This is a genomic window from Streptomyces sp. NPDC087300, from assembly GCF_044744425.1.
Lineage (GTDB): Bacteria > Actinomycetota > Actinomycetes > Streptomycetales > Streptomycetaceae > Streptomyces.
In genome coordinates this window covers 423,636-448,470 of sequence record NZ_JBIUYI010000001.1, presented here as the reverse complement: position 1 = coordinate 448,470, position 24,835 = coordinate 423,636, and the positions used below count along the sequence as shown (strand labels likewise).

General features: G+C 72.1%; 26 protein-coding genes. 15 read left to right on the top strand and 11 right to left on the bottom strand.

Annotated features, from left to right (window positions below; translation table 11 throughout):
- Positions 1-23: 23 nt before the first annotated feature.
- Together ACIO9J_RS01910 and ACIO9J_RS01905 are read left to right on the top strand one after the other, a co-directional pair.
- Positions 24-1,232 carry a carboxylesterase family protein gene (locus tag ACIO9J_RS01910; RefSeq protein ID WP_401990949.1) on the top strand — a complete coding sequence of 403 codons (1,209 nt, stop codon included), beginning with the start codon at positions 24-26 and terminating at the stop codon, positions 1,230-1,232.
- Between the two features lie 71 nt (positions 1,233-1,303).
- Complete coding sequence (locus ACIO9J_RS01905) at positions 1,304-1,750, top strand: hypothetical protein (RefSeq protein WP_401990946.1); 447 nt, start codon at positions 1,304-1,306, stop codon at positions 1,748-1,750.
- A 34-nt stretch (positions 1,751-1,784) separates the two neighbouring features.
- Here ACIO9J_RS01905 and ACIO9J_RS01900 read toward each other — a convergent pair whose 3' ends face one another.
- From ACIO9J_RS01900 to ACIO9J_RS01890, 3 genes are all read right to left on the bottom strand, one after another.
- Positions 1,785-2,675, bottom strand: a complete 891-nt coding sequence (locus ACIO9J_RS01900) for a family 16 glycosylhydrolase (protein ID WP_401990943.1) — start codon at positions 2,673-2,675, stop codon at positions 1,785-1,787.
- Between the two features lie 157 nt (positions 2,676-2,832).
- Positions 2,833-4,215 (bottom strand): VWA domain-containing protein, encoded by a 1,383-nt coding sequence (locus ACIO9J_RS01895; protein WP_401990940.1) that lies wholly within the window; start codon positions 4,213-4,215, stop codon positions 2,833-2,835.
- Positions 4,212-5,081, bottom strand: a complete 870-nt coding sequence (locus ACIO9J_RS01890) for an AAA family ATPase (RefSeq protein ID WP_401990937.1) — start codon at positions 5,079-5,081, stop codon at positions 4,212-4,214. The genes ACIO9J_RS01895 and ACIO9J_RS01890 overlap by 4 nt, the downstream gene beginning before the upstream one ends.
- 174 nt (positions 5,082-5,255) lie before the next feature.
- Between ACIO9J_RS01890 and ACIO9J_RS01885 the strand changes: the two genes are divergently transcribed.
- The 3 genes from ACIO9J_RS01885 to ACIO9J_RS01875 all read left to right on the top strand — a co-directional run bounded on the left by ACIO9J_RS01885 (position 5,256) and on the right by ACIO9J_RS01875 (position 7,461).
- Positions 5,256-5,753: a winged helix-turn-helix transcriptional regulator gene (locus ACIO9J_RS01885; protein ID WP_401990934.1), complete on the top strand. Its 498-nt coding sequence runs from the start codon at positions 5,256-5,258 to the stop codon at positions 5,751-5,753.
- A gap of 113 nt (positions 5,754-5,866) precedes the next feature.
- Positions 5,867-6,412, top strand: coding sequence for an SRPBCC family protein (locus ACIO9J_RS01880; RefSeq protein ID WP_401990931.1), 546 nt, complete (start codon positions 5,867-5,869; stop codon positions 6,410-6,412).
- Entirely contained in the window at positions 6,412-7,461 is a 1,050-nt protein-coding gene (locus ACIO9J_RS01875; RefSeq protein ID WP_401990928.1) for an LLM class flavin-dependent oxidoreductase, read from the top strand. Before ACIO9J_RS01880 ends, ACIO9J_RS01875 begins: the two co-directional genes overlap by 1 nt.
- Positions 7,462-7,674: 213 nt before the next feature.
- Here the strand turns inward: ACIO9J_RS01875 and ACIO9J_RS01870 are convergent, their stop codons facing one another.
- Both ACIO9J_RS01870 and ACIO9J_RS01865 read right to left on the bottom strand, forming a co-directional pair.
- On the bottom strand, positions 7,675-8,115 hold the full coding sequence (locus ACIO9J_RS01870; RefSeq protein ID WP_401990925.1) for a nitroreductase family deazaflavin-dependent oxidoreductase: 441 nt from the start codon (positions 8,113-8,115) through the stop codon (positions 7,675-7,677).
- A 37-nt stretch (positions 8,116-8,152) separates the two neighbouring features.
- Positions 8,153-8,752 carry a TetR/AcrR family transcriptional regulator gene (locus ACIO9J_RS01865; protein ID WP_401990922.1) on the bottom strand — a complete coding sequence of 200 codons (600 nt, stop codon included), beginning with the start codon at positions 8,750-8,752 and terminating at the stop codon, positions 8,153-8,155.
- Positions 8,753-8,897: 145 nt separating this feature from the next.
- Between ACIO9J_RS01865 and ACIO9J_RS01860 the strand changes: the two genes are divergently transcribed.
- From ACIO9J_RS01860 to ACIO9J_RS01850, 3 genes are all read left to right on the top strand, one after another.
- On the top strand, positions 8,898-10,388 hold the full coding sequence (locus ACIO9J_RS01860) for an APC family permease (RefSeq protein WP_401990919.1): 1,491 nt from the start codon (positions 8,898-8,900) through the stop codon (positions 10,386-10,388).
- Between the two features lie 6 nt (positions 10,389-10,394).
- The gene (locus tag ACIO9J_RS01855; RefSeq protein ID WP_401990916.1) at positions 10,395-11,261 is read left to right on the top strand and encodes a carbon-nitrogen hydrolase family protein; all 867 of its coding nucleotides are present in this window, start codon (positions 10,395-10,397) and stop codon (positions 11,259-11,261) included.
- A gap of 90 nt (positions 11,262-11,351) precedes the next feature.
- Positions 11,352-12,413, top strand: coding sequence for a PucR family transcriptional regulator (locus ACIO9J_RS01850; protein WP_401990913.1), 1,062 nt, complete (start codon positions 11,352-11,354; stop codon positions 12,411-12,413).
- A gap of 70 nt (positions 12,414-12,483) precedes the next feature.
- On the opposite strand, the gene ACIO9J_RS01845 is transcribed toward ACIO9J_RS01850, so the two are convergent.
- Both ACIO9J_RS01845 and ACIO9J_RS01840 read right to left on the bottom strand, forming a co-directional pair.
- Complete coding sequence (locus ACIO9J_RS01845; protein ID WP_401990910.1) at positions 12,484-12,891, bottom strand: CoA-binding protein; 408 nt, start codon at positions 12,889-12,891, stop codon at positions 12,484-12,486.
- Positions 12,892-12,972: 81 nt separating this feature from the next.
- Positions 12,973-13,548, bottom strand: coding sequence for a TerD family protein (locus tag ACIO9J_RS01840; protein WP_401990907.1), 576 nt, complete (start codon positions 13,546-13,548; stop codon positions 12,973-12,975).
- A gap of 185 nt (positions 13,549-13,733) precedes the next feature.
- Here ACIO9J_RS01840 and ACIO9J_RS01835 point away from each other — a divergent pair, with 185 nt between their 5' ends.
- Together ACIO9J_RS01835 and ACIO9J_RS01830 are read left to right on the top strand one after the other, a co-directional pair.
- Positions 13,734-14,138 carry a BlaI/MecI/CopY family transcriptional regulator gene (locus tag ACIO9J_RS01835; RefSeq protein WP_401990904.1) on the top strand — a complete coding sequence of 135 codons (405 nt, stop codon included), beginning with the start codon at positions 13,734-13,736 and terminating at the stop codon, positions 14,136-14,138.
- Between the two features lie 23 nt (positions 14,139-14,161).
- Complete coding sequence (locus ACIO9J_RS01830; protein ID WP_401990901.1) at positions 14,162-15,097, top strand: M56 family metallopeptidase; 936 nt, start codon at positions 14,162-14,164, stop codon at positions 15,095-15,097.
- A gap of 60 nt (positions 15,098-15,157) precedes the next feature.
- Here ACIO9J_RS01830 and ACIO9J_RS01825 read toward each other — a convergent pair whose 3' ends face one another.
- Positions 15,158-15,613, bottom strand: coding sequence for a tellurite resistance TerB family protein (locus tag ACIO9J_RS01825; RefSeq protein ID WP_055544498.1), 456 nt, complete (start codon positions 15,611-15,613; stop codon positions 15,158-15,160).
- Between the two features lie 144 nt (positions 15,614-15,757).
- Here ACIO9J_RS01825 and ACIO9J_RS01820 point away from each other — a divergent pair, with 144 nt between their 5' ends.
- A complete protein-coding gene (locus ACIO9J_RS01820) occupies positions 15,758-16,441 on the top strand; it encodes a transcriptional regulator (protein ID WP_401990897.1) in 684 nt (227 codons plus the stop codon).
- Between the two features lie 20 nt (positions 16,442-16,461).
- Here the strand turns inward: ACIO9J_RS01820 and ACIO9J_RS01815 are convergent, their stop codons facing one another.
- A complete protein-coding gene (locus ACIO9J_RS01815) occupies positions 16,462-17,118 on the bottom strand; it encodes a TetR/AcrR family transcriptional regulator (protein ID WP_401990894.1) in 657 nt (218 codons plus the stop codon).
- Positions 17,119-17,352: 234 nt separating this feature from the next.
- Between ACIO9J_RS01815 and ACIO9J_RS01810 the strand changes: the two genes are divergently transcribed.
- Positions 17,353-18,843 (top strand): APC family permease, encoded by a 1,491-nt coding sequence (locus tag ACIO9J_RS01810; protein ID WP_401990891.1) that lies wholly within the window; start codon positions 17,353-17,355, stop codon positions 18,841-18,843.
- A gap of 149 nt (positions 18,844-18,992) precedes the next feature.
- Entirely contained in the window at positions 18,993-20,615 is a 1,623-nt protein-coding gene (locus ACIO9J_RS01805) for an amidohydrolase (protein WP_401990888.1), read from the top strand.
- Between the two features lie 9 nt (positions 20,616-20,624).
- Here the strand turns inward: ACIO9J_RS01805 and ACIO9J_RS01800 are convergent, their stop codons facing one another.
- Positions 20,625-21,332 (bottom strand): 4'-phosphopantetheinyl transferase, encoded by a 708-nt coding sequence (locus ACIO9J_RS01800; protein WP_401990885.1) that lies wholly within the window; start codon positions 21,330-21,332, stop codon positions 20,625-20,627.
- A gap of 142 nt (positions 21,333-21,474) precedes the next feature.
- On the opposite strand from ACIO9J_RS01800, the gene ACIO9J_RS01795 reads away from it, so the two are divergent.
- The gene (locus ACIO9J_RS01795; RefSeq protein WP_401990882.1) at positions 21,475-22,101 is read left to right on the top strand and encodes a YigZ family protein; all 627 of its coding nucleotides are present in this window, start codon (positions 21,475-21,477) and stop codon (positions 22,099-22,101) included.
- 453 nt (positions 22,102-22,554) lie between these two features.
- Here the strand turns inward: ACIO9J_RS01795 and ACIO9J_RS01790 are convergent, their stop codons facing one another.
- Positions 22,555-22,770: a hypothetical protein gene (locus ACIO9J_RS01790; protein ID WP_401990879.1), complete on the bottom strand. Its 216-nt coding sequence runs from the start codon at positions 22,768-22,770 to the stop codon at positions 22,555-22,557.
- A 530-nt stretch (positions 22,771-23,300) separates the two neighbouring features.
- On the opposite strand from ACIO9J_RS01790, the gene ACIO9J_RS01785 reads away from it, so the two are divergent.
- Positions 23,301-24,707, top strand: coding sequence for a threonine/serine exporter ThrE family protein (locus tag ACIO9J_RS01785; protein ID WP_401990876.1), 1,407 nt, complete (start codon positions 23,301-23,303; stop codon positions 24,705-24,707).
- The last annotated feature ends 128 nt before the right edge of the window (positions 24,708-24,835 follow it).

The window sequence follows — 24,835 nt, the reverse complement described above, 5'->3', positions numbered from 1 at the left end:
CTCGCCAGGGAGGGCGCACCCGCATGACCGACCTGATCAGGACGGGACCGATCCGCTACGCCACCGCGGCACGCTTCGCCCGGCCACACCCGGTGGCGGCGGGGGACACCCGCCCGTCCAGCGGTGAGATCTGCCCCCAACTGCCGTCCCGGCTCGACGCGGTGATGGGGCCGCCCCGCGACGTCCACCCCCAGGGGGAGGACTGCCTGAACCTCTCGGTCACCACACCGGCCAGGGACGGCGGGGCCAGGCCGGTGCTCGTCTGGCTGCACGGCGGCGGCTTCAGCAGCGGAGCGGGGCTCCTCGACTGGTACGACGGCGGCGCGCTCGCCGCCGAGGGCGATGTCGTCGTGGTCTCGGTCAACTACCGCGTCGGCGCGCTCGGATACCTGTGCCTCGACGGCGTCAGCGAGGGGAACCTCGGCCTGTACGACCAGGTGGAGGCGTTGCGCTGGGTGGCCGCGCACATCGCGGACTACGGCGGGGACCCCGGTGCGGTCACCGTCGCCGGGCAGTCCGCGGGCGGCATCTCCGTGCGGCTCCTGATGGATCTTCCGGAGGTCCGCGGCCTGTTCCGCAGGGCCGTGCTCCAGAGCGCCCCGCTCGCGTTCACCGGGCGCCCCCGCGAGGACTCCCTCGCGATCGGCCGCACCTTCGCCGAGGCCCTCGGGACCGATCCGTCCACGGCCGCGGTCCCCGAGCTGCTCGCCGCGCAGCGCGCGACCGCGCTGGCCCACCTGCGGCGTTCGGAGAACCCGATGGAACCCGCGTTCCTGCCGGTGGCGGGCGCCGATCCGCTGGGCGGGCCCGACACGGCCTTCGAGGAGAACGTACGCGGCCTCGACGTCCTCTACGGCTGGAACGCCGACGACATGACGGCCTTCCCCGGCACGGGTGACGACCCGGCCGCGCTGACCCGCCGCGCCTACGACGAGCCGCTCGCCCGCTTCGGGGCGCGCCTGGCAGGCGCCGGGGCCACGGCCCACACCTACCGCCTCGACTGGCGCCCCGCCGGATCGCCCTTCGGCGCCACGCACTGCCTCGAACTGCCGCTGCTCTTCGGCACGCGGGAGGCCTGGCGCGGATCGCCGATGCTGGGCGACACGTCCTGGGAGGAGACCGACGCACTGGGCAAGGCCACCCGCGAGGCGTGGCTCACCTTCGCCCGCACGGGCACGCCGGGGCCCATGGCGGCACCGCTGCGGAGCGGTCCGGGCCCGAAGGCGGCGTAGGCCGGTTCCGCCGTACCCGGCGGCGGTCCGAACCATTCCGAACCCCTGCCTCCGGCGCTACGGTGCGACCCATGGCCAAGGCGAGCAGTGCCGTCGATGTACGTCCCCGCGTCTGGTACCGCACCATCGAGATCGGCCCGATCGTCTTCGGCAGCACGCCCGAGGCCGATGACATCGTCGAGCGGCACGGCGACGGACTGAGCCTCACGTCCAGCGACAACGACTTCTATCCGCTGGTCCGCCTGGAGACCTGGGAGGGGCCGCCGGCCGACCCGGACGGGCAGTGGGACTACGTCAGGGTGTTCCAGGGCGACCTGGAGGACCGGCTTTGCGTCGTCGACCTGAACGGCAACGAGCACGGCCGCATCGAGGTGCGGCCGGGCCCGTACCGGATCCGGGTGAGCTGCCAAGGCCGCGACCACAAGAGCGCGCTGCTCGCCCTCGACCCGTTCCCGCCGGTCGGTCCGCACGCGGACCCCCTGGAGACCTGGCTGGTCCAACTGTGGCCGGACCGGTGACCTGGGCGTCCGGCCCGCCCGGGTGCCGCGTCCACTACTGCCAGACGCGGATGTAGTCGACGTACATCGTGGAGTTCCAGTCGAAGACCTCGTCGTGCACCGAGCCGTCCGCCCAGTTGTCCAGTACCTCGTGCGACAGGATCGGGAACTCCTTGACCTGGCTGATGAGTTTGGGATCGTTGACGGTGCGCACCACGGTGCCGTCATAGAGGAACTGCATCTGGGTGGGCGTCCACTTCAGGCCGAACGTGTGGTACCAAGTGCCGTGCAGGCCGGGCGCGTTGGCGACGGTTCCCGACGACTGGTGGTCCGCGCCGTAGCCGTCCCAGTGCAGGGTCGCCGAGTACTTGTCGGCCTGGTAGTTGGTCTCGGTGACGTCGATCTCGGCTCCGTCCCGTGCTGTCCCGTCGACCGCTCCGCCCGGGGTGAGACCCGCGTCGGCCTGGAGCCAGACCGCCGCGAGGTGCCCGTTGGTCTTCGCCGGGGTGTGGACGCGGGCCTCCAGCGTGCCGTGCGTGTAGTCGAACTTGCCCTGGCTGTCGATGCGGCCGCCGGAGTACTGGTTCGGGGCGAGCTGTTTCACGTCGATGGCGAGCGCGCCCTTGTTGTCGGTGCGCACGTCGGCGGGCTTGTACCACCACCTGTCGCCCGCCGCCGCGCCCGAACGTTCCTGGTCGCGGGCGGTCCAGCGGGCCGTGCTGACCGTGGCGCCGTCGAACTCGTCGCTGAACACGAGGGCTTGGGCGGCGGCCCGGCCGCCGTCGGCGCCGAGCGGCTGGACCCCCGACGGGGTCGCGGGATCGACGAGGGACGGGCCGGGTGCCCGGACGTCCGCGCTGGCGGGGACGGCCGCGGACAGGGCGCAGGCGCAGAGCAGCGCGAGGGCCGCGCGGCGGCGGGTGCGTACGGGGGTTCGGTCTCGCATGGCGTCACCTCTCGGGGGAGCCGCTTCCGCCGGATCGAAGAGCGGCGAGGGTGCGATAGAAAACGCTTTCTCGACGGGTCATCGTGGAGGGGGCCTGATGAGGCGTCAAGAGGTGGTGCTGAAAGTGTTGTTGAGGATGGGGCGGGTGGTCGTCGCCTCAGACCGGCAGCAGCCGCGCGATCAACCCGCTGAGCTGCACGGCGTTGCGGCACTCATGCATCTCGACGAGGTCCGCGTAGGCGTCCGCCGCCGAGTCGCCGGTCGACCACTGCGCGCGCTGCTCGGGGTTGAGCCAGTACACCCGGCGGGCCCGCTCGGCGATGTGCCGCAGGGCCGGGAGGTTCGGGTCGCTCATGTTCGTCCGGGCGTCGCCGAGGACGAACACCGTGGAGCGCGGGCCGACCGCGTCCAGGTAGCGCTCGGCGAACTCGCCGAGCGAGGTGCCGTAGTCGCTGCTGCCGTGCCGGCCCGTCACCGTTGCCTCGCCGAGAATGCGGCCGCCCAGGCCCGCGGGGTCCGCGACGCCGTGCGAGAGCAGCCCGGTCACCTCGTCGACACGGTTGACGAACGCGAACACGCGCACCTTGCTGAACTGGTCGTGCAGCGCCTGGACAAGCAGCATCGTGAAGTTCGCGAAGCCCGCGACCGACCCCGACACGTCGCAGAGCAGCACAAGCTCCGGCCGCGCGGGCCTGCGCCGCCGCAGCACGGGCCGCATCGGCACCCCGCCCGTGGAGAGCGAGCCGCGCAGGGTGCGGCGCAGGTCGATGCTGCCGTGCGCGGCACGCCGGCGCCGCGCGGCGAGCCGGGTGGCCAGCTTGCGGGCCAGTGGATGCACCGCCCTGCGGAGCTCGTCGAGGTGGGCCCGGCCCGCGAGGAGGAAGTCGACCCGCTCGGCGGAGGGCGCCACGGCACGCCGTGCGATCTCCTCGGTACCGCGCCGCTCGGCGACCCGGCGGCGCGCCTCGGTGCGCACCCGTTCGCGGAAGCCCTCGATGCGCCGCCGGATCTCGTCGGCCTCGAGACGGTCAGTGAAGGAGCCGTCCCCGGCCGAGGGGCCCGCGCGCAGGGCGGCGAGGACGCGCGCGAGCAGCGTCTCGGGCCGCAGCCGGTCCAGGGTCTGGTGCGAGGACCAACCGTCCGAACCTGGCGAAGAGCCGTACCCGCCGAACGCGTCCACCGCCTCCACGGCCAGCTGCCCGATGAGCGCCTGGTCGTCGGCGGCGAGCGCGTCGGCGAGCCGGTCGCGCAGATCGTCCCGGTCGGCGCCGCGCCCGGCGGGCGCCCGGTGGGTGTCGGAGCCGTCGGGGCCGCCGACGCCGAGAGGGAAGTACAGGTCGAAGACGGGGTCGAAGACCGCCCGCTGGCTCTCCTGGTGCAGCAGTGCGGCGGCGAGGCCCTCGCGCACCCGTTCCCGGTCGGCCATGCCGAGCGCCGCGAGGGCGGCCGCGGCGTCGACGGTCTCACCGGTGCCGACGCGGACGCCGTGCGCGCGCAGGGCGTGGACCAGGCCGGTGACCCGGTCGGGGAGCGCCGTCACACGGCGTCCAGGGCCAGCTTGGCGCTCGCCTTGAGGACGTCGTCCTGGTGCTTGAGCACGACACCGAGGCTGTCCCGTACGACGGCCTCGTCCAGGGTGTCGGCGCCGAGCGCGAGCAGCGTGCGCGCCCAGTCGATCGTCTCGGCGACCGAAGGCACCTTGCGCAGGTCCATGGCGCGCAGCGCGCCGACGACGCGGACCACCGAAGCGGCGAGCGCCTCGTCGAGTCCGGGCACCTTCATGCGGACGATCCGGCGCTCCAACTCCTCGTCGGGGAAGCCGATGTGCAGGAACAGACAGCGCCTGCGCAGCGCCTCGGAGAGCTCGCGGCTGGCGTTGGAGGTCAGGACGACGAAGGGGCGCCGCTCCGCGCTGATGGTGCCGAGCTCGGGGACGGTCACCTGGAAGTCGCTGAGCACTTCGAGCAGCAGGCCCTCGACCTCGACGTCCGCCTTGTCGGTCTCGTCGATCAGGAGGACCTTCGGCCCGGCGCCGCGGATCGCCGTCAGGAGCGGACGCGAGAGCAGGAACTCCTCGCTGAAGATGTCCGTGCGGGTCTCGTCCCAGGATTCGCCGCGGCCCGCGGTGATGCGCAGGAGCTGTTTGGCGTGGTTCCACTCGTAGAGAGCGCGGGACTCGTCGACGCCCTCGTAGCACTGGAGCCGCACCAGACGCGCGTCCGCCACCTCCGCGACGGCCTTGGCCAGCTCGGTCTTGCCCACCCCCGCAGGGCCCTCCACCAGCAGCGGCTTGCCGAGCCGGTCGGCGAGGAACACGGTGGTGGCGACCGCGGGCGAGGCCAGGTACCCGGTCTCGGCGAGTCGGGCCGCGACATCGTCGACGGATGTGAAGTACCCGGTCGTCATGGGCGAGTTCTCCTGGTTCCTCGGGCGCGTCCGGCCCTCGTACCCGATCAGTTCCGGGGCCCGCCCACAACACCCGGACGCCGTTTGCGTCGAACGTCACGTGCCCGGACGGCGGCGCCGGTTCCGGCGTCCGGACTGCTGGGTCTCATCGTGAGACCTTCGTATGCTTGCGCCATGAGGCGTACTTCCTTCGCGAACTGGCCGTGCTCCATCGCCCGCACGATGGACCTGCTCGGCGACTGGTGGACGCCCTTGGTCCTGCGGGAGGCGTTCTACGGCATCAAGCGGTTCGACGTCTTCCAGCAGGAGCTGGGGATCGCCAGGAACACCCTGACCGACCGGCTGCGCCGCCTGGTCGACGAGGGACTCCTGGAGAAGCGGCCCTACCAGCGGGACCCGGTGCGCTACGACTACCTGCTCACGGAGAAGGGCAGGGACTTCTTCGGCGTGCTCGCGGCCATGAACAGCTGGGGGGACCGCTGGCTGAGCGGCGAGGAGGGCGCACCCGTCGTCTTCCACCACGACAGCTGCGGTCACGAGAGCCCCGCGGAAGTCGTCTGCGCGCACTGCAAGGAGCCGATGACGGCCGCCAACACCCGCCCGCGCCTGGGCCCCGGCTACCCGCCCCGCCTCGCCGAACGCCCTGACGTCCAGGCACGGTTCGGCGCCTGACCCGGCAGGACCGACTCCTCTCCTGATTCGTACGCAATTCGTGGCCGACCCTTGACGAGTGAGTTCATCTACGCAACTCTCAAGGTCAGCGACCATATGGAGGGCAGTCGACGATGGAGTGGACGGGTGCGCGGTATGCGGAGGGGCCGACGGTCGAGGTGAGCGGGCGGATCGCCGCCTCGCCCGAGCAGGTGTGGGAACTGGTCTCCGACATCGGCCTGATGCCCGAGCTGAGCACGGAGTTGCGGTCGGTGGCGTGGCTGGACGGGGCGTCAGGTCCCGCGTGCGGAGCGCGGTTCACCGGTCGGAGCGGCCATCCCTCGCTCGGGGAATGGGAGACCACGTCGTACGTCGTCGAATGCGCGGCGCCACGGGTGTTCGCCTGGGCGGTCTCGGACCCCGAACAGCCCAGCGCCACCTGGCGGTTCACTCTCACGGCCCGCGCGGACGGCGGCACCGAGCTGACGCAGTGGATGCGGATGGGGCCCGGCCGCTCCGGGCTCTCCCACGCGATCGAGCGGATGCCGGACAAGGAGCAGAAGATCGTGTTCGTACGGCTGCGTGAGTTCGAGCGGAGCATGACCGCCACGGTCGAGGCGATCAAGGAGCTGGCCGAGGGAACGGCGAGTCGGCCCAACGGGCCGGGGGAGAGCGCCTGATGCGTACGTCCACGACGATCGAGGCGTCCGGCGCGGACTGGCGGGAGACGGTGGACTTCGTCACCGAGGCCGAGAAACTCGGCATGGACATCTGCTGGGTGGCCGAGGCCTGGGGCTCCGAAGCGCCGTCCCCACTGGGCTACTTGGCGGCCCGCACCGAGCGGCTGCTGCTCGGCTCGGGGATCATCCAGCTCGCCACCCGGAGCCCCGTCGCCATCGCCCGCGCGGCGATCACCCTGTCGCAGATCTCCGAGGGGCGCTTCCTGCTCGGCCTCGGCCCCTCGGGGCCGCAGGTGATCGAGGGGCTGCACGGAGTGCCCTTCGCGCGGCCGCTGACCCGGATGCGGGAGACGGTGGAGATCGTCCGACGGGCGGTCTCGGGCGAGAAGATCTCCTACGAGGGACGGGAGTTCGTGATCCCGCTGCCCGGCGGCGAAGCGCGCCCCATGCGTCTGTCGATGCGTGCCGAGTACGGCATCCCGGTGTATCTCGCCACCCTGTCGCCCAAGATGCTCCGCTTGACCGGCGAGGTCGCGGACGGCTGGCTGGGCACCAGCTTCGTACCGGAGGGCGCCGGAGCGGCGTACTTCGACCACCTGGACGCGGGCCTCGCAGCGGCGGGGCGGGCTCGCGCCGATCTCGACGTCTGTCAGGGCGCCGAGGTCGCGTTCGCGCGGGACGAGGACGCGCTGCGGGCGATGGTCGCGGGCCGCAAGAAGGAACTCGCCTTCAGCCTCGGCGGGATGGGCTCCGCCACGACGAACTACTACAACAACGCCTACAGCAGGCAGGGTTGGGCCGAAACGGCCGAGGCCGTCCGTGACCGCTGGCAGTCCGGCGACCGCGAGGGGGCCGCCGGTCTCGTCACCGACGAGATGGTCCTCGCCACCACGCTGATCGGCACCGAGGACATGGTCCGCGCCCGGCTGCGGGTCTGGCGCGCCGCGGGCGTCGACACGGTCCGCCTCTACCCGGCGGGCGACACGCTGGACGCGCGCCTCGCGACGTTGGGGCGGGCGATCGAGCTCGTGCGGGAGGTGGAGGCGTAGGGCTAGGGGAGGGGTAACTCCCCTACGGACCACAGTTTCGTTACGGAGCACGGCTCCCCTACGGAGCACGGCTCCCCTACGGAGCACGGCTCCCGTGCCGCCCGACAGGTCCTTCCCTCCCGGTGACCCCGCGGCTCGTCGAGCGCCCCGAGGAACTGGGCGAACGGCACAGGCGCGGGCGGACTGACCGCCCGCGCCACGGTACCGCGATGATCAGGCGTCGAAGGGCGTCAGGATGAACACCGGGATCTCCCGGGTCGTCCTCTTCTGGTAACCGGCGTAGTCCGGCCAGACCGCCACCGCGCGGTCCCACCAGAGCTGGCGCTCGTCACCGGTGGCCACGCGCGCGCGGTAGTCCTTGCGTACCGGGCCGTCCTGCAGTTCGACATGGGGCTGGGTGACGAGGTTGTGGTACCACGACGGGTTCTCCGGTTCGCCGCCCTTCGACGCGATCACCGCGTACTCCCCGTCGTGCTCCACGCGCATCAGGGGGTTCTTGCGCAGCTTGCCGCTCTTGGCGCCCACCGATGTCAGCAGAATGACGGGCTTGTCGCGGTAGGTCGTGCCCTTGGTCCCGCCGGAGCTCTCGATCAGCTCGGCCTGCTCGCTCGCCCAGTCCAACGTCCCGGGCTCGTACTCTCCAGTCAGAGGCATGCCCCGTCCAACGCCGGGTGCCCGCCGGTTGTTCCGCTCAGTCCTCGGGCCGGTAGCCGGTGGCCACGCGCGCGTAGGAGTGCAGCGCGGTGATCACCTCCTGGCGGGTCCTGCGCCCCGCCAGGACGCTCATCTGGTAGCCGTCCTCCAGGGCGACGAAGGTGGCGGCCACCAGGCGCGTCGGATCGTCGAGCGTGAAGTGCCCCTGGGCCTCGCCGAGGACGAGGATGCCCTGGTAGACGGAGATCTGACGCTCCGCAAGGACGCTGTCGAGCGAGGCCGCCTTCGGGTCGCGCAGGGTGCGGGGCCAGTACTCGAAGAGCAGCCGGGGCAGCTGGTCCTGGGGCCCTGTCGCGACCCCATGACGGATGCAGTCGAGCAACTGTTCCCTGGCGTCGTCATGCCGGGCCGCCGCCTCCTCACGGCTGCGGCAGAACCGCTCGATGCCCTGCTGGAACGTCTCGTACATCAGGGCGTCGAGGTCTTCGTAGTAGTACAGGACCGCCGCCGGGGTCACACCCGCCTCCTGCGCCACGTCCCGCAGGCGCAGCCCTTCCAGGCCGCGGCTGAGCAGCGCCCGCTCCGCCGCCTCGCTCAGCTGGGCCCTTCTGGCCTCCTGGTCCTTGCGCCGCGCCACCGTGCTCCCCTCGCCCTCGCCGTCCGGATTCTCTGAACAGGAAGCAAAAGATACCTGCGCGGGGCTTGACGTCGCGAGGCCTGTTTTCTTAAATCTCCGTTTAGCGAAAAGAAGCCGGTGCCGCACTCTCCCCTGGGAGGCCGTCATGACCACCGATGCCGCCGGGGCGCCCCCGGACACCCCCTCGGACAAGGGCCTCAGTCGCGACTCCGTCGGACTGCTCGCCACCGTCGCCCTCGGGCTCGCCTCGGTCGCACCCGCCTACAGCATCGCCGTCACCCTCGGCCTGGTGACGCTGGTCGTCGGGGACCTGGCACCGGCGGCCCTGCTGCTCGGGTTCGTGCCGATCCTGCTCACCGCCTTCGCGTTCCGCGCGCTCAACAGGGAGATGCCGGACTGCGGCACCGTCTTCGTCTGGAACACCCGGGTCTTCGGCCCTGCCGCGGGCTGGCTGATGGGCGGCTGGACGCCGCTCGTCGCCATCGTGCTCGCCATGACGGCGCTCGCGCGGGTCGGCGCGGGCGCGCTGCTCGGCTTCGCCGGCCTGGACGCGGCGGCGGGCAGCAGCTTCGCGGTCACCGCCGTCGCCGTCCTGCTGCTCGCCCTCACCGCCCTGGTCGCCTACCGGGGCGTGCGGCTCGCGGCCCGGGTGCAGTACGCGATGCTGGGCCTCCAACTCGTCGCGCTGCTCGCCTTCGGCGTCGCGGCCCTCGCCAGGGACGGCGCGGCGACCCCCTCCCTGGCGTTCTTCGACCCGCTGGCCTTCGACGGCTTCGGCTCCTGCGCCGAGGCGGTCCTGCTGTGCCTCTACATCTACTGGGGCTGGGACGCGCTCATCACCTTCAACGAGGAGACCGCCGACAGCGGCCGCACCCCCGGTAGGGCCGCGCTGATCGCCACCGTCGTGCTGCTCGTGACGTACCTCTTCACGGCGCTCGCCGCGATCTCCTTCGCGGGGACCGGCGGTTCGGGCCTCGGCCTCGGCAACGCCGCGATCGCGGGCGACGTCCTCACCGGCCTGGGGCCCGCCGTCCTCGGCGACGCGCTCGCCAAGGTCGTCCAGCTCGCGATCGCCGTATCGGCCGTCGGCGCCCTGCTGACCTCCGCCGCGGCGGCCCCGCGCACCGCCCTGTCGATGGCGGCCCACGGCGCGCTGCCCCAGGCCTTCGCCCGGATGCACCCGCGCCACCGCACCCCCGCCTTCGGCACGGTGTTCCTGGGCGGCGCGGCGGCCACCGTGCTCGTCCTGCTGACCGTCGTCTCCACCGAGTTCCTCGGCGACGCGATCCGCTGCGTCGGCCTGCTCATCGCCCTCTACTACGGAGTGACCGGCATCGCCTGCGCCTGGCACTTCCGCGGTCAACTGCGCGGCTCCGCAAGGGATCTGCTGGTCCGCGGCGTCATGCCGGGCATCGGCGGCCTGATGATGCTGGCCGCCTTCGCCCGCAGTGCCTACGACATGTTCGACCCGGCGTACGGCCGTACGTCCCTCGGCGGCGTCGGGGGAGTCTTCCTGCTCGGCGTCGGCTCGGTCCTGGTGGGCGCCGTCGTCATGACCGCGCTCCGCGGCCGCCACATCGGCTTCTTCCGGCACGGCCGCACGGCCGTCACCCGCCTCACCGTCACGGAGAACTGAACCAGCATGCGCACCCTGGCCATCGCCGCAGTCCAGACCACCCCCGTCCCGCACGACCTGCCCGCCAGCCTCGAACGCTGCACGGGCCGGGTCCGCGCCGTGCGGCAGACCTTCCCGCACGTCCAGCTCGTCGTCCTGCCCGAGCTGATGCTCAGCGCCGAGGCCCCGCTCCTCGCGGACGGCGACGGCTGGCTGACCGAGGCGGCCTGCACCGTCCCCGGACCGCTCACCGACCACCTCTGCGCGCTCGCCCGCGAGACCGGGCTGTGGCTGGTCCCCGGCAGCGTGTACGAGCGGGCGGCCGACGGACGCGTCCACAACACGGCGCTCGCGATCTCCCCGGACGGCGAGATCGCCGCGCGCTACCGCAAGGTGTTCCCCTGGCAGCCCTACGAAAGGACCGCGCCCGGCGACGAGTTCGTCGTCTTCGACCTGCCCGGCATCGGCCGCGCGGGCCTCGCCATCTGCTACGACGGCTCCTTCCCCGAGACGGCACGCCAGCTGGCCTGGCTGGGCGCCGAGGTGATCATCCAGCCCACCCTCACCACCACCCGCGACCGCGAGATGGAACTCGTCTGCGCGCGTGCCAACGCCTGGACCAACCAGCTGTACGTCGTCAACGTCAACGCCGCCGACCCGGCGGGCGTCGGCGCCAGCCTGATCGTCGACCCCGAGGGCATCGTGCGCCAGCAGGCGGGCGGCGGCGAGGAGGTCCTCGTCGACGTCCTCGACCTCGACGCCGTCACGCGCGTGCGCGCCTACGGCTCCGCGGGCCTGAACCGGCCCTGGGCGCAACTCGCCCGCTACGGAGAGGGCGTCGAGCTGCCCATGTACGGCGGCACGTTCCGGCAGGCCCCCTGGCAGCAGGCCTGACGCGGTCCCGTCCCCGGACCCGCCCCACGCCGCCGGCGCGCCATGCGTTAGAAAGGCAGCAATGATTCATCGGGACATCGGGGGCAGAACATGACGGGACAGGGCATACCCGAGGAGTATCTCGACGGCTATGCCCGCATCCTCGCCGATGCCTCCGCGACCGGGCGCAGGCTGACCCGCGACGAGCTGGATTCGCGGCGCGCGCTGGGGGAGCGGGCGGCCGACGCGGGCCACGGACTGCGCGCCCTGGTCGGCGCGCACCTGGCGGCGACCCGCGCCCACTGGCCCGCCGCGCACGCGGCCTCCGCCGACAGTGCGCTGGCCGCCGCCGAGCAGGCCGTGGACGCGTTCGCCGAGGGCTACGAGCGGGCCCAGCGGCTCGCCGTACGCCAAGAGGAGGCGGCGCGGCGGGAGTTCATCGACGACCTGCTGTACGGGCGCAGCGACCTCGGGCTGCTCGCCGAGCGCGCGGAACGCTTCGGACTGCGCCTCTCCTACGAACACGCGGTCGCCGTCGCCCAGGGCGCCGACGGCTACGAGGAGGGGCACACCGTGCCCCGCGAGGTCGAGCGCGCCCTGGTCGGACGGTTCGGCGACCGCAGCATCCTGGTCACCACCAAGGACGGCCGTCTGGTGTGCATCGCCCCCGGCGACCAGGACGAGGTGCTCGCCTACTTCGCCAAGCAGGCGTACGCCGCCACCGACGGAGGCCGCGTCGCCATCGGGCGTCCGCAGCCCGGTCCCGGCGGGGTCGTCCAGTCGTACGAGGAAGCGCTCAACGCGCTCGATCTCGCGGCGCGCCTGGAGCTCGACGAGCCCGTGCTGCGCGCCGCCGACCTGCTCGTCTACCCGGTGCTCACCCGGGACCGGCAGGCGATGGCCGACCTGGTGCTCAACACGCTCGGACCGCTGCGGCACGCGCGCGGCGGCGCGCGGCCGCTGCTCGAAACGCTGACGGTGTTCTTCGACGCGGGGTGCGTCGCGGCTGAGGCGGCCCGCCGGCTGGCGCTGAGCGTGCGCGCCCTGACGTACCGCCTCGAACGCATCCACCAGCTGACCGGCGCCGATCCGGCCGATCCCGTGCACCGCTACACGCTCCAGACCGCGGTGATCGGCGCGCGGCTCCTCGACTGGCCGGACAAGGAGTTCTGAGGGCGGGTCCCTGGTACTGGGAGCCGCTGCGAAGGCCGGGCCCGGGTCGCGGTGGACCCGGGCCCACGCCCTACGGCAGCTGCGGAATCTCGATCGCCGGGCAGCGGTTCATCACCATGGCGAGACCCGCAGCGCGCGTACGTTCGTACGCCGCTTCGTCGATCACGCCGAGCTGGAACCACACGGCGTCCGCGCCGACCGACACGGCCTGGTCCGCGACGTCGCCCGCGAGCTCGCTGTTCACGAACACGTCGACCACGTCGACCTTGAACGGCACGGCGGACAGGGACGGATAGCCCTGCTCGCCGTGGACCGTCTCGGCCTTGGGGTGGACCGGCACGACGCGCTTGCCGAAGCGCTGCAGGACGGCGGCGACTCCGTACGCGGCCCGGTCCTGGTTGTTGGACAGGCCGACGACGGCCCAGGTGTCACCGAGCTCCGTCAGGATCTTGCGCACCGTTTCCTGGTCGCCGTACATGACCTGCCTCCTCAAGGTTCGCGCGTGCTCGCGGCCGGGTGCCGCGCGGGCCGCGGGCCCTCGCTCCGACGCGGGCGTCGGTCAGACGTTGACGCCGAAGTCCGAGGCGATGCCGCGCAGCCCACTGGCATAACCCTGGCCGACCGCGCGGAATTTCCACTCGGCACCGTGCCGGTAGAGCTCGCCGAAGACCATCGCGGTCTCGGTCGAGGCGTCCTCGGACAGGTCGTAGCGGGCGATCTCGACGTTGTCCGCCTGGTTCACCACGCGGATGAAGGCGTTGCGGACCTGGCCGAAGCTCTGGCCGCGGTTCTCGGCGTCGTGGATCGACACCGGGAAGACGATCTTCGAGATCTGGGCGGGCACCTGCGCGAGGTTGACCTTGACGGCCTCGTCGTCGCCCTCGCCCTCACCGGTGAGGTTGTCACCGGTGTGCTCGACGGACCCGTCGGGGCTCGTGAGGTTGTTGTAGAAGACGAAGTGCTGGTCGGAGACGACCTTGCCGGACTCGTCGCAGAGCAGTGCGCTGGCGTCGAGGTCGTAGTCCGTGCCGGTCGTGGTGCGCACGTCCCAGCCGAGACCGACAAGGACCGCGGTCAGGCCGGGTGCCTCCTTGCTGAGCGAGACGTTGCCGCCCTTGGCCAGGGAAACTCCCACGATGTCCTCCTGCGTTCCGGGGTCTGTTCCTCCCCGGCCCTTGGTCTCGGCCGGGACTGTAAAAACTACAGGACTGTAGAAGAGGGCGGGACGGCGGTCGCCCGTTACGATGTGGCGCCCGCGGAACGACGCGGAATCCCCCGCGGAGCCGCCGCGGGACACGAGAGGGCGGAGGGGCGCAGGGCATGACGGACCACGAACGCGAAGAGCCGCAGCCGCGGCTGCGGCGGCGCGCGCAGGGCCAGCTGGAGGCGCAGGTGCTCGCCGCGCTGCAGTCCGCGCGCGAGCCGGTCAGCGCCGCCTGGGTGCAGGAGCGCATCGGCGGAGACCTCGCCTACACGACCGTGATGACGATCCTCACGCGCCTGCTCGCCAAGGACGTGGTGACCCGTGAGCGCGCGGGACGCTCGTTCGCCTGGACGTCCGCGTCCGACGAGGCCGGGCTCGCGGCGTTCCGCATGCGCAAGGTGCTCGACGGCGAGAGCGACCGCGAGGCCGTGCTCGCCAGCTTCGTGACGACCCTGTCGCCCGGCGACGAGCAGCTCCTGCGCGAGCTGCTCGGGCGGGCGGACGCAGAGCCCGACGACTGACGCCTGAAGGGATTCCGCCGCTGATGGGCGTCTTCGTCTTCCTGCCCCTCGTCCTGCCGCTGTCCGCGTGGCCGATCGCACGCCTCGCCGAACAGCATCTGCACCCGCGCGCCGCGACCCGGCTGCTCACCGCGGTCGCCGGAGTGATGGCCCTGTGCAGCACGCTCTGCCTGGCGCTCCTCATGGTCGTCGGCACCGCCCAACTGCCCGGCAACCCGCTGCCGGACGCCTGGTCCGACCCCGAGGTGCGGGCGGCCGTGCCCTTCGACGAGTACGCGGGCCGCGCCGCGATCCCCGCGCTGCTTCTGGTGTGCGCGGCCTGCGCCCACACGCTGTGGCGGCACGGCCGGGTGCGCCGCGGCGCGCGCCGCGCCGTCCAGGGGCTGCCGGGATCGTCCGTCGCGGTCCTCGCGGACGAGGTGTCGTACGCGTACGCCCTGCCCTCGCGCGACGGCGGCCGGGTCGTGGTCACCACCGGCATGCTCGGCAAACTCGCCGCACCGGAGCGGCGGGCGCTGTTCGCGCACGAGCGGGCGCATCTGGCCGGGCGGCACCACCGGCACCTGCTGGTCACGCAGTTGGCGGCCCGCGCCAATCCGTTCCTGCGGCCGCTGCGCACCTCCGTCGCCTACACCGCCGAGCGGTGGGCCGACGAGACGGCGGCCGGCGCGGTGGCGGACCGCCGTGCCGTCGCCCGCGCGATCGGCAAGGCCGCGCTGGTCTCGCGCCGGAGCCCGGCACCGACGCTCGCGGGCCTCGCCGCGGCGGGCCCCGTGCCGCGCCGCGTGGCGGCCCTGCTGGGTCCGGCGCCGACCGCCCGGAACCGGCCGCCCTCGGTGTTCACCGGCGTGGGCCTCGCCCTGTGGGGCGCCGCGTTCGGTACCGCCGTCTCCGCGATGTCCTCGGCGAACGCGGCGGTGACGATGGTGCTCATCCTCCGCGCGGCGACCCCGCTCTGACGGCCGCGCGGCGGCACCGCTCACAGCGGTGCCGCCGCGCAGGGCGCTCGTGGCCGGAGACTAGAGGTCGAACTCGTGCGGCGGCAGGTCGAGCGCGAAGCACGCCTCGCGCACGACGGCCTGCTCGTCCTTGTCGAAGTCGCCGTCGGCGCCGCCGATGACGATGCCGATCTGAATCACGGCGCGGGCCTCGGCGGGCTTCTTCTTCGCCTTGGCGACCTCCTGGAGGACGCTCACCTTGCCGAACGCGAAGTCGGCGGTCAGCTTGTCGACGTACTCGTTGAAGCGACGCTGCAGATCGTCCGCGGCGAAGTTCTGGAGCACCTCGTTCGTGCCGATCAGCTGGGCCACGCGCTGGCGCTCGCTGGCATCGACGGAGCCGTCGGCGGCCGCCACCAGGGCGCACATCGCCATACTGGCGTCACGGAAGGCGCCGCTCTTGAGGTCGTTCTTCTTCGCCATCAGCTGGGTCTGCATCGTCGATGCGGATTCCTTGACGCGGTCCCACAGGGCCATGGAGAACTCCATAAAAAATCGATGTATCAGGGGTGTTCGGCGCGGTCCGGTCCGCCGTGCGCGGTTCCGGGGCCTCGCCAATATCTACAGCAGAGTAGAAACTAGCAGTCGGAGCGAGAAGTTCCCGACCGGAAGGCGCGTGCGATGACACCGACGGCATACGAACTCCTGCGCACCACCACCGAACGCCTCGCCCCCGAGGCGGACGCCAACCCGCTCGTCCCCCTCGTCGCGGACGGCACGGCGCATCCCCGCACGCTCGCGGTCCTCGCGCTCGAACAGAGCCATGTCATCCCCGCCGACCAGCGCTCCTTCCGTCATCTCGCCCAGCGTGCCGCCGCATCCGGCGACGCGGAGTCCACCGCCTTCTTCGACGCACTCGCCGACGGTGAGTCACTGGCCGCCGAACGGCTCGCGCCGCTCCTGGACGCCTGCGCGGTGAGCAAGGCGGAGGCCGAGACGTACGAGCCGCAGGCGGGCTGTCAGGCCTACCCGGCGTACGTGGCCTGGCTCGCCCTGAACGGCGAACCGGCCGACGTCGCGCTCGCGCTCACCGCCAACTTCGCCTCCTGGGGCGGCTATTGCGCGACGATCGCCCGTGCGCTGCGTGAACATCGCGGTTTCTCGGACGAGGCCTGCGGCTTCTTCGACCTGTTCGCCGAGCCCGCGCCGGACCTGGACCGGCACGCGCTCGCCGCCGTGCAGGCGGGGCTCGACCGGGGCCGGATCTCCGCGGTGCACCTGCGCTACGGGCGGCTCGTGCAGCGCTACGAGGCGATGTTCTGGCAGACGCTCGCGGACGGTGACGCGGTGGCGCGCGGCCGCTGACCGGCACGCTTTTCTCTCAACTACCCCTGCCGGTGGCCCAGTTCGGCCAACTGGGCCACCAGGCCACGGACGAGGGCGTCGAGTCCCTCGTCGAAGGCGCGTTCCGCGCGGGTGGCCTTGTCCCCGGCCCGCGCGGCGTCCAGGGCCGCCGCGAGCACCGGGACGCGCGGCGCCTGGCCCGAAGCGTCGATCATCAGCGGGGGAGCGACGAGATCCAGCGCGGAGCCGAGCAGGAAGGACTCCACGCCGGTCAGCACCGAGACCAGCCGCTCCGGGGGCCAGCCACCGCGCGCGAGAGCCGTCACGACCGCCTCGTACATGGTGAGCGTCGCCGGCGAACTGATCGTCGTCGTGGCGAGCAGACCGATCGCGTGCGGATGCCGGGCGAACGCGTCGCGGTACGAACGCGCCCAGGCCGCCAGGGCGTCCGGCCACGGCAGCGCGTCGAAGGCGGAGACGTCCATCTCCTCGACGATCAGGCGCCGCACGGCCTCGATGACCGAGGCGCGGCCGTCCAGATGGTTGTAGAGCGAGGCGGTCCGCACGCCGAGCCGCCCCGCCAGGCGCGGCAGGCTGAACGCGCCCTCGCCCTCGGCGTCGATCAGCGCGAGCGCCTCGCGCGCGATCAGCTCCGCGTCGAGCACCGGTCTGCGCGGTCGGCCCCTGCCCGTGGTCATCTCGCCCCGCAACTCCCTTTGCGGAAGGGGGTCTTCCCAGCCGCGTAGGGTGCAGAGTACGGTCCTGCCAGCCAGGACTAAAGGGTTTAGTTTTCCGGGCTTCCCCCGTCGTTCCCGCCGTCCCGGCCCGTCCGGGACCCCGAAACCGGGAGTACGCGCGTGACCGCACCCCACTCCTCCGCACCTCCTCCTGTGCCGGGGCCTGTGTCCGGCGCGCCCGTCTCCGGCGCATCCATGCCCGGTGCGCCCGCGTCCGGTGCGGATGGCCCCGCCGGTTCCGAGACATCGGCGGACGCCTCCGCGGGGGGCCTCAAGGGCGGTGCCGTCGGCACCGGCGACCTGGTGTTCTTCGTGGTGGCGGCCGCCGCGCCACTGACGGTCATGGCCGGTGTCGCCCCGCTGGCCATCGGCATGGCGGGCCGCGCGGCCCCGCTCGGCTATCTCCTCTCGGGGCTTCCGCTCATCGTCTTCGCCGCCGGATTCACCGCGATGAGCCGCTTCGTGCGCAACGCGGGCGCCTTCTACGCCTACATCGGACGGGGCCTCGGCCTGCCGACGGGAGCGGGCTCCGCGTACGTCGCGCTCTTCGCGTACAACGCGATCGAGGTCGGACTGCTCGCCGCCTTCGGCTGGTTCACCGAAGCGGGCTTCGAGGACCTCACCGGCGCCCATGTGCCCTGGTGGATCTGGGCGTTCGGCGGGCTCCTCGCCATCGGTGTACTCGGCTACCTCAAGGTGACGCTCAGCGCCAAGGTGCTCGGCGTCGCGCTCGTGCTCGAAGTCCTCGTGCTGCTCGTCTTCGAGGCGGGCGTCCTCGCGCACGGCGGCGGCCCGCAGGGCTTGGACCCCGGCAGCTTCTCCCCGGCACACCTCGGCGCGTCGGGGGTGGGCGGCATGTTCGTCCTCGCCATCGGCGCCTTCGTGGGCTTCGAGGCGACCGCGATCTACGCGGAGGAGGCGCGGCAGCCGGCCAGGACGGTGCCGCGCGCCACCTACCTGGCCGTGGGGTTCCTCGCGCTCTTCTACACCTTCACCGTCTGGATGATCATCAACGCGTACGGCGCGGGCCGCGCCCAGGACGTCGCGAACGGGGACGGCGGAGCCGACATGGTCTTCTCGGCCACCGAACGCTTCGCGGGCGCGTGGGCCGCCGACTCCATGCACGTACTGATCATCACGAGCGCCTTCGCCGCGACCCTCGCCTTCCACAACGGCGCGGCCCGCTACTTCTACGCGCTCGGCAGGGAGGGCCTGCTCCCCACCCGCCTCGGCACCGTCTCCGCGCGGACCCGGGCGCCCGCCGCCGCGGTGGTCACGCAGTCGGCCGTCGCGCTCGCCGTGATCGTCGTCACCGTGCTCGCCGGAGCCGATCCGTACAACGTCACCTTCCTGTGGAGCAGCGGCTCCGGCATCCTCGGCGTGATGCTGATGCAGGCGCTCGCCGCGCTCGCCGTCCACGGCTTCTTCCGAGGGAACCGGCGCGCGATGCCGGCCTGGCGCGTGACGTGGGCCCCGTTGCTCGCCTGCGCGGGGCTCGTGGTCATGATCGTCCTGGTCTGCGCCAACCTCGATCTGCTCACCGGGGCCTCGGCCGGCGTCAACACGGCCCTGATCGCGCCGCTGCCCCTGCTGTTCGTGGCGGGAGTCGCGGTGGCGCTGCGGATCCGGCGGCGCGACCCGGCGGCGTACGAGCGACTGACGACGGTGGACACGGAACGCGTCTGAGGGGCGGGGCTTCGCGCGGCGGCCGGAGCGGCCGGAGCGGTCGAAGTGGCCTACGCGGCCGATGAGCAACCGACACGTACAGAGCACCCACAGGCACAGAGCAGCCACAGGCACAGAGCACCCCACACGCACAGGGAGAGAACCACAGCATGACGGCGACGACCCTCGTCTTCCTCGGCACGGTCCGCACCGGCTCCGCCCCCGGCGGGGACACCACCGCACTCGCGGTGCGCGACGGCCGGATCCACGCGCTCGGCGACGCGGCCCGCGCCCTGGCCGCGGACGCCGACGAGGTCGTCGAGGTGGGGGACGGACTGCTGATGGCCGCCTTCGGAGACGGTCACGCGCACCCGCTCTTCGGGGGTCTGGAGAGCTTCGGACCGCAGATCAAGGGGCTCGGCTCCGTCGAAAGCGTCGTCTCCGAAGTGGGGCGGTGGGCGAAGGAGCACCCGGAGGCGGAGTGGGTCGTCGGGGCGTCCTACGATCCGGCGCTCGCGCCCGACGGGGAGTTCGACGCACGCTGGCTGGACGAGGCCGTGGCCGACCGGCCCGTGGTGCTGCGCGCCGACGACTACCACACCGTGTGGTGCAACACCGAGGCGCTGCGCAGGGCCGGGGTGACGGAGGCGACTCCGGAGCCGCGCCTCGGCTGGATCGTGCGCCGCCCGGACGGCACACCCCTCGGGACGCTGCGCGAATGGCACGCCTGCGACCTCGTGCTCGATCAGGTGCCCTCGCGCGCCGAGGACGAACTGGTGGAAGCGGTGCGGCGCGCCGGGCACGCGTACGCGCGCGCGGGACTGACCTGGGTCCAGGACGCCTGGGTGGAGCCGGAGATGATCGACGCCTATCTGGCCGCCGCCCGGCGCGGGGCGCTCGGCTTCCGCGTGGACCTGGCCCAGCGAGCGGACCCCGACCACTGGCGCGCACAACGGGAGCGGTTCGCCGCGGCACGCGCGCGTGTGGCCTCAGAGGGCGGCGAACTGCTGACCGCGCGCACCGTGAAGTACTTCAGCGACGGCGTCGTCGAGGGCGGCACGGCCGCGATGCTCGCCCCCTACCTGGACGCGCCGCACAGCTGCGGCATGCCCGTCTGGGAACCGCGGGCCCTCGCCGAGGCCGTCCGCGCCTTCGACGCCGACGGTTTCCAGACGCACATCCACGCCATCGGCGACGCGGGCGTACGAGCGGCGCTCGATGCCGTGGAAGCGGCCGGCGGCGCCAACCCGGTCTGGGACCGGCGCCCGGTGATCACTCATGTCCAGGTCGTGGACCCCGCCGACCTGCCGCGTTTCGCCGCCCTCGGCGTGATCGCCAACTTCGAGCCGCTGTGGGCCCAGCCGGACCCGTTGCAGACCGAGCTGTCCATCCCGCGGATCGGCGCGGAACGGGCGGCCCTTCAGTACCCGATGGGCCACCTCGCCCGCGACGGTGTGCGGCTGTCCTTCGGCAGCGACTGGCCGGTCAGCTCACACGTTCCGCTGGAGGGCATCCAGGTCGCCGTCACCCGGCGCACCTTCGTAGGTGATCCTCCGGAGGGCTGGCTGCCGCACCAGCGGCTCACCGTGGACGAGGCGCTGACGGCGGCCACGGAGGGCGTCGCGCACCAGGCGGGCGCCGACGACCGCATCGCCCTGGTGCCCGGCGCCCCCGCCGACCTCGTCCTGCTCTCCGCCGACCCGCGCGCGGTGGACCCGATGGAGATCCGTCACGCGCGCGTGCTCGGCACCTGGCTGGCGGGCCGCCCCACGTACCGGACGGAGCGGCCGTGACAGGGCGGTTCAGGCGCCGGAGGAAGCGACCGTGAACGGCAGCACGATGGCCGTGGCGGCGATTCCGTCGCCCACCGCCCACTGCCCGGAGAACACCTTCAGCTCGACGCCCTCCACCACGGGCCCCTCGACCAGTAGGCGCGCGCTGAACGTGCCGTCCGGATCGAGCTCGACCCTGGCCTCCTCGAAGCCGAGCCAGCGCCCGGTGAGCGGGAACCACGTCTTGTAGACGGACTCCTTGGCGCTGAAGAGCAGCCGGTCCCAGGGCGTTCCCGGGTGCCGGGCGCCGAGCCTCGCGAGCGCGGCGCGCTCCGTCTCGTCGGCGACCAGCTTCAGTACGTCCGGGTCGCGCAGCGGCTCGGCGGGCTCCGCGTCGATGCCGAGCGAGGCGATGTCGGTGGCTCGTGCCACGACGGCCGCGCGGTACCCGGCGCAGTGCGTCATGCTGCCGACGACGCCGTCGGGCCAGCGCGGCGCGCCCCGCTGCCCCGGCAGGATCGGCGCGGGCGGCACGCCGATGGCGGCCAGTGCCGTACGCGCGCAGTGCCGCACGGTGGTGAACTCGTTCCGCCGCTTGGCCACGGCGTTCGCCACGACGGCCGCCTCCTCGGGGAAGAGGACCGCGTCCGCCGGGTCGTCCCGGGTCTCGACGACGGTGACAGGCACGGCAGCGAGCAGGGATGCCAAGAGGCCCGAGGAGTCCGGAACTTGGCGCACAGGTATCGAGGGTGACGTCACGAGAGATCACCGTACCCGGCACGCGTTACGCGCGCGTGAGTGGTCCGCCCGCACCGCGCCCGCACCGGGCACGGGCCCGCCCGGTTCGGGGCCGCGCCCGCCGAGCGCCTACGCTGGCCCGATGCAGGACGAGTACCGCACGGTGGCCCACGAGGGCGTGCACGAGATCGAGATCAACCGCTCGCGCTTCCTGTGCGCCCTGGCGCCCGCGGCCACCGAGCAGGAGGCCCAGGACTTCGTCGCACGGATCCGCAAGGAGCACCCGACCGCGAGCCACAACTGCTTCGCGTACGTGATCGGCGCCGACGCCGCCGTCCAGAAGGCCAGCGACGACGGTGAGCCGGGCGGTACCGCGGGCGTCCCCATGCTCCAGATGCTGATGCGCCGTGACATGCGGTACGTCGCCGCGGTCGTGACCCGCTACTACGGAGGGGTCAAGCTCGGCGCGGGCGGACTGATCCGCGCCTACGGAGGCGCGGTCGGCGAGGCCCTCGACACCCTCGGCACGGTCACCCGCCGCCGCTTCCGGCTGGCCACGGTCACGGTCGACCACCAGCGCGCGGGCAAACTCCAGAACGACCTGCGGTCGGCCGGGCGCGAGGTGCGCGACGTCCGTTACGGGGAGGCGGTGACGATCGAGATCGGCCTCCCCGACGCCGACGTGGATGCCTTCCGCGGCTGGCTCGCGGACGCCACGGCGGGCAGCGCGGGCTTCGAGCTCGGGGGAGAGGCGTACGGAGACGCGTGACGGGCGGCAAATGTGCAGGTCAAAAGCTTGAGGTTCCTCTGCTACTCATGCCCTGTTGCTTGCCTGTGCTGACTCGGTGCTGACCGGACGGCATCTCTGGTCAACCGAAGGAACCCCCTACCGTGCTGGATCTGTGCTGGGGGCCTTGGGTGCGTGAGGGGCCGTCCGGGTCTGGCGTATCGAAGGCGCTGGGCCCCGCCCCTCGGCGGGGCCCAGCGCCCAAATATCTTTGCGGGAAGGGCCGGTGCAGTGGTGCGGGATCCTTCCGAGGTTGAGGCATGACCTGGGGGGCCTGTTTCCGATGACGCACCACGTGGGGTGTGTTGCCATCCTTGGACCGGCCGCGAAGGGTTCCTGAACTGCGGCTTTGCGCGTGCGTATCATGTGGTGTGGGCGTTACGGGCGATATCTTGACGCTGAAATGATGCTCGTGACGCTCGTTCTGATGGGGTGTCACGGGTACTGGTCCCCGACCTCCCCGGCACGCAAGGCGGCGGAAAACGCACGCTCTACCTCGCACAGGAGGAATTCGGCGTCGTCCTGGGCGTCGAGTTCCTCGCATGCTTCGGTGGCGGGGGCAAAGAAGGCGATCGCCACGAGGTCGATGAGGATGGCCCGCGCCTCGGCATGTGGCTGGCCTGCCACGATCGGGGCCAGGTTGGCAATCATGCTACGGACCCGTTGCTCGTCCTCGTCGCTCCACGCCGGAGGCCGCTGCGTCCAGCGGTCGTACTGCTGCGGGGTGATCGATTTGCAGGAACGAAGCGGCCCTTCGGCCTCTGGGCGCGTGCGCCCGGCGGTGGTCGCTGCGCTCGCGCCGCCGGGACCGAGCGCTGCGCTCTCTGTGTGGTGGCCGGTGGGAGGCGGTCGCGGTGCCGGCGAGTCCGCATGCCATCACGCCGACGGTGGCGGTGCTAGCCATGACGAGAGCGATCCGGTCGTGCATCATCGGGCTGGTCCTTCCGGGGGAGAGAGAAGCAGCGCTTTAAAGCCACAATGCGAAGGGTGCACGCCTAACGCAGCCGGAGGATTACCTTCTGTGGTTGCGTGCCTCTGCTCCTGGCATGCTCCATCACCATCTGGCTGTTCAGGGGCGACGGCGGCACAAAGGCTTGCCCTGGGCCCTGCCCATTGAGGAGGAGGCCGTTCGGGCTCGTGCACGGTGGGATCCGGGCAGAAACGAAGACCGTGAGGAGCAGATGGGCAAGGACACGGAGCGCGAGGAGCACAAGGACAAGGAGCGGAAGAAGCGACGTGAGTCCGAGGGCGCTGAGGTCCTCGAGCGCCTGAAGCACACGGAGTTTGACGGGGCGGTGGACGTCAGTTCGCAGACGTTGTCCGGCCGCGAGGCCCGCCGGGTCATGGACTTCGCCCTTCGATTGGGCCAGGAGTTGTTCCTCTGCGGGTTCGACACGCAGACCATCGAGTCGTCCGTGATCGCGGTCTCGACGGCTCTGGGACTCAACCACCTGGAAGTCGACATCACCGCTCGCACGATCCATCTCCAGTACGCGCCCCCGCACGAGATCCCCGCGTCAATAATGCGCGTCACCCGAACCGCGGAGGATCCCCGTGACCTCCGGCGCATGGCGGCGCTGCACCGCTTGGTGGGCCATGTGGTCGCGGAGCGTCTCGACGTGCGCCAGTCCCTGAAGGCCCTGCGTCGTATCCAGGACACCCCGCCGCACTGGCCCTGGTGGGTGCGTACGGTGGGCGGCGGCGTGCTCGCCGCTTCGGTGACGCTCCAGGTCGGCGGCTCGGCATGGGCAGCTCTGACCGCAGTGGCCGTGCTGATGGCGTGCGACCGGGTGGGCTGGCTGCTACTCCGTGGTGCCATGCCTTTCTTCTTCGCCATCGCTGTCCAGGCGGCGCTGGCCGTGGCCCTGGGGATCGCCCTGTCCAGCACGAGCCTCATCGGCCCTTACAGCACCGCCGTCATGGCGGCGAACCTGGTGGTGCTGTTGCCGATCGTGCCACTGATCGCGCTGCCGCAGGACGGCATCACCGGCTTCTCCCTGATGGCCGCCACTCGGGCGGTCAACGTAACGCTGGCCTTGGCGGGCATGGCTACCGGCGTGCTCGTCGTCGCCCTCCTGGCCGACGAGGCGACAGAGGACATCTACGCGCCGCAGATCGACCACGCCACGCTGCCTGTCTGGGGCGGACTCATCGTCTCGGCGGTGGGTGCGCTCGGCAACTGCTTCTCCATGGGCGGCAATCGACGACTGCTGCCCGTGGCTGTCGCAGCCGGAGTCATGGGTGGAGCGGTGAACATGGCCGTCTCCCATGCTGTTCACGCACCCGCTCTTGCGGTGCTGTGCGCGGCGGCGGCCCTGGGCGCGAGCGCCGCGGTGTGCAGTCCGGCACTGCGTGTCCCGGCCGCAGCCGTCGTCATCCCTGGTACAACGGGTGCCCTCTTGCCCAGTCTTCAGGTGTACGAGAGCCTCACTCAACTCTCGGTGGGGCGCGAAGGAGCCGGTACGGCCGCCCTGCTCGCCCTGCTGTCCACGGCGACCATCGGGGTCGGTGCCGTCGCGGGAAGCCTCATCGGCCATGGACTGATACGCGTCGCGACGCGACTGCGGCTCGTCCCGCAGCCCGACTAGGACACGTATCGAGTAGTGATCAGGGGGCGGCTGCGGCTCTCGTCCGCGTGCGCCTCAGGATCCGCCTAGGCATCGTGGACGCTCGCCCTCTGCATCTCGATCACCCGCTGCCGGGTCCGCCGCAGCCT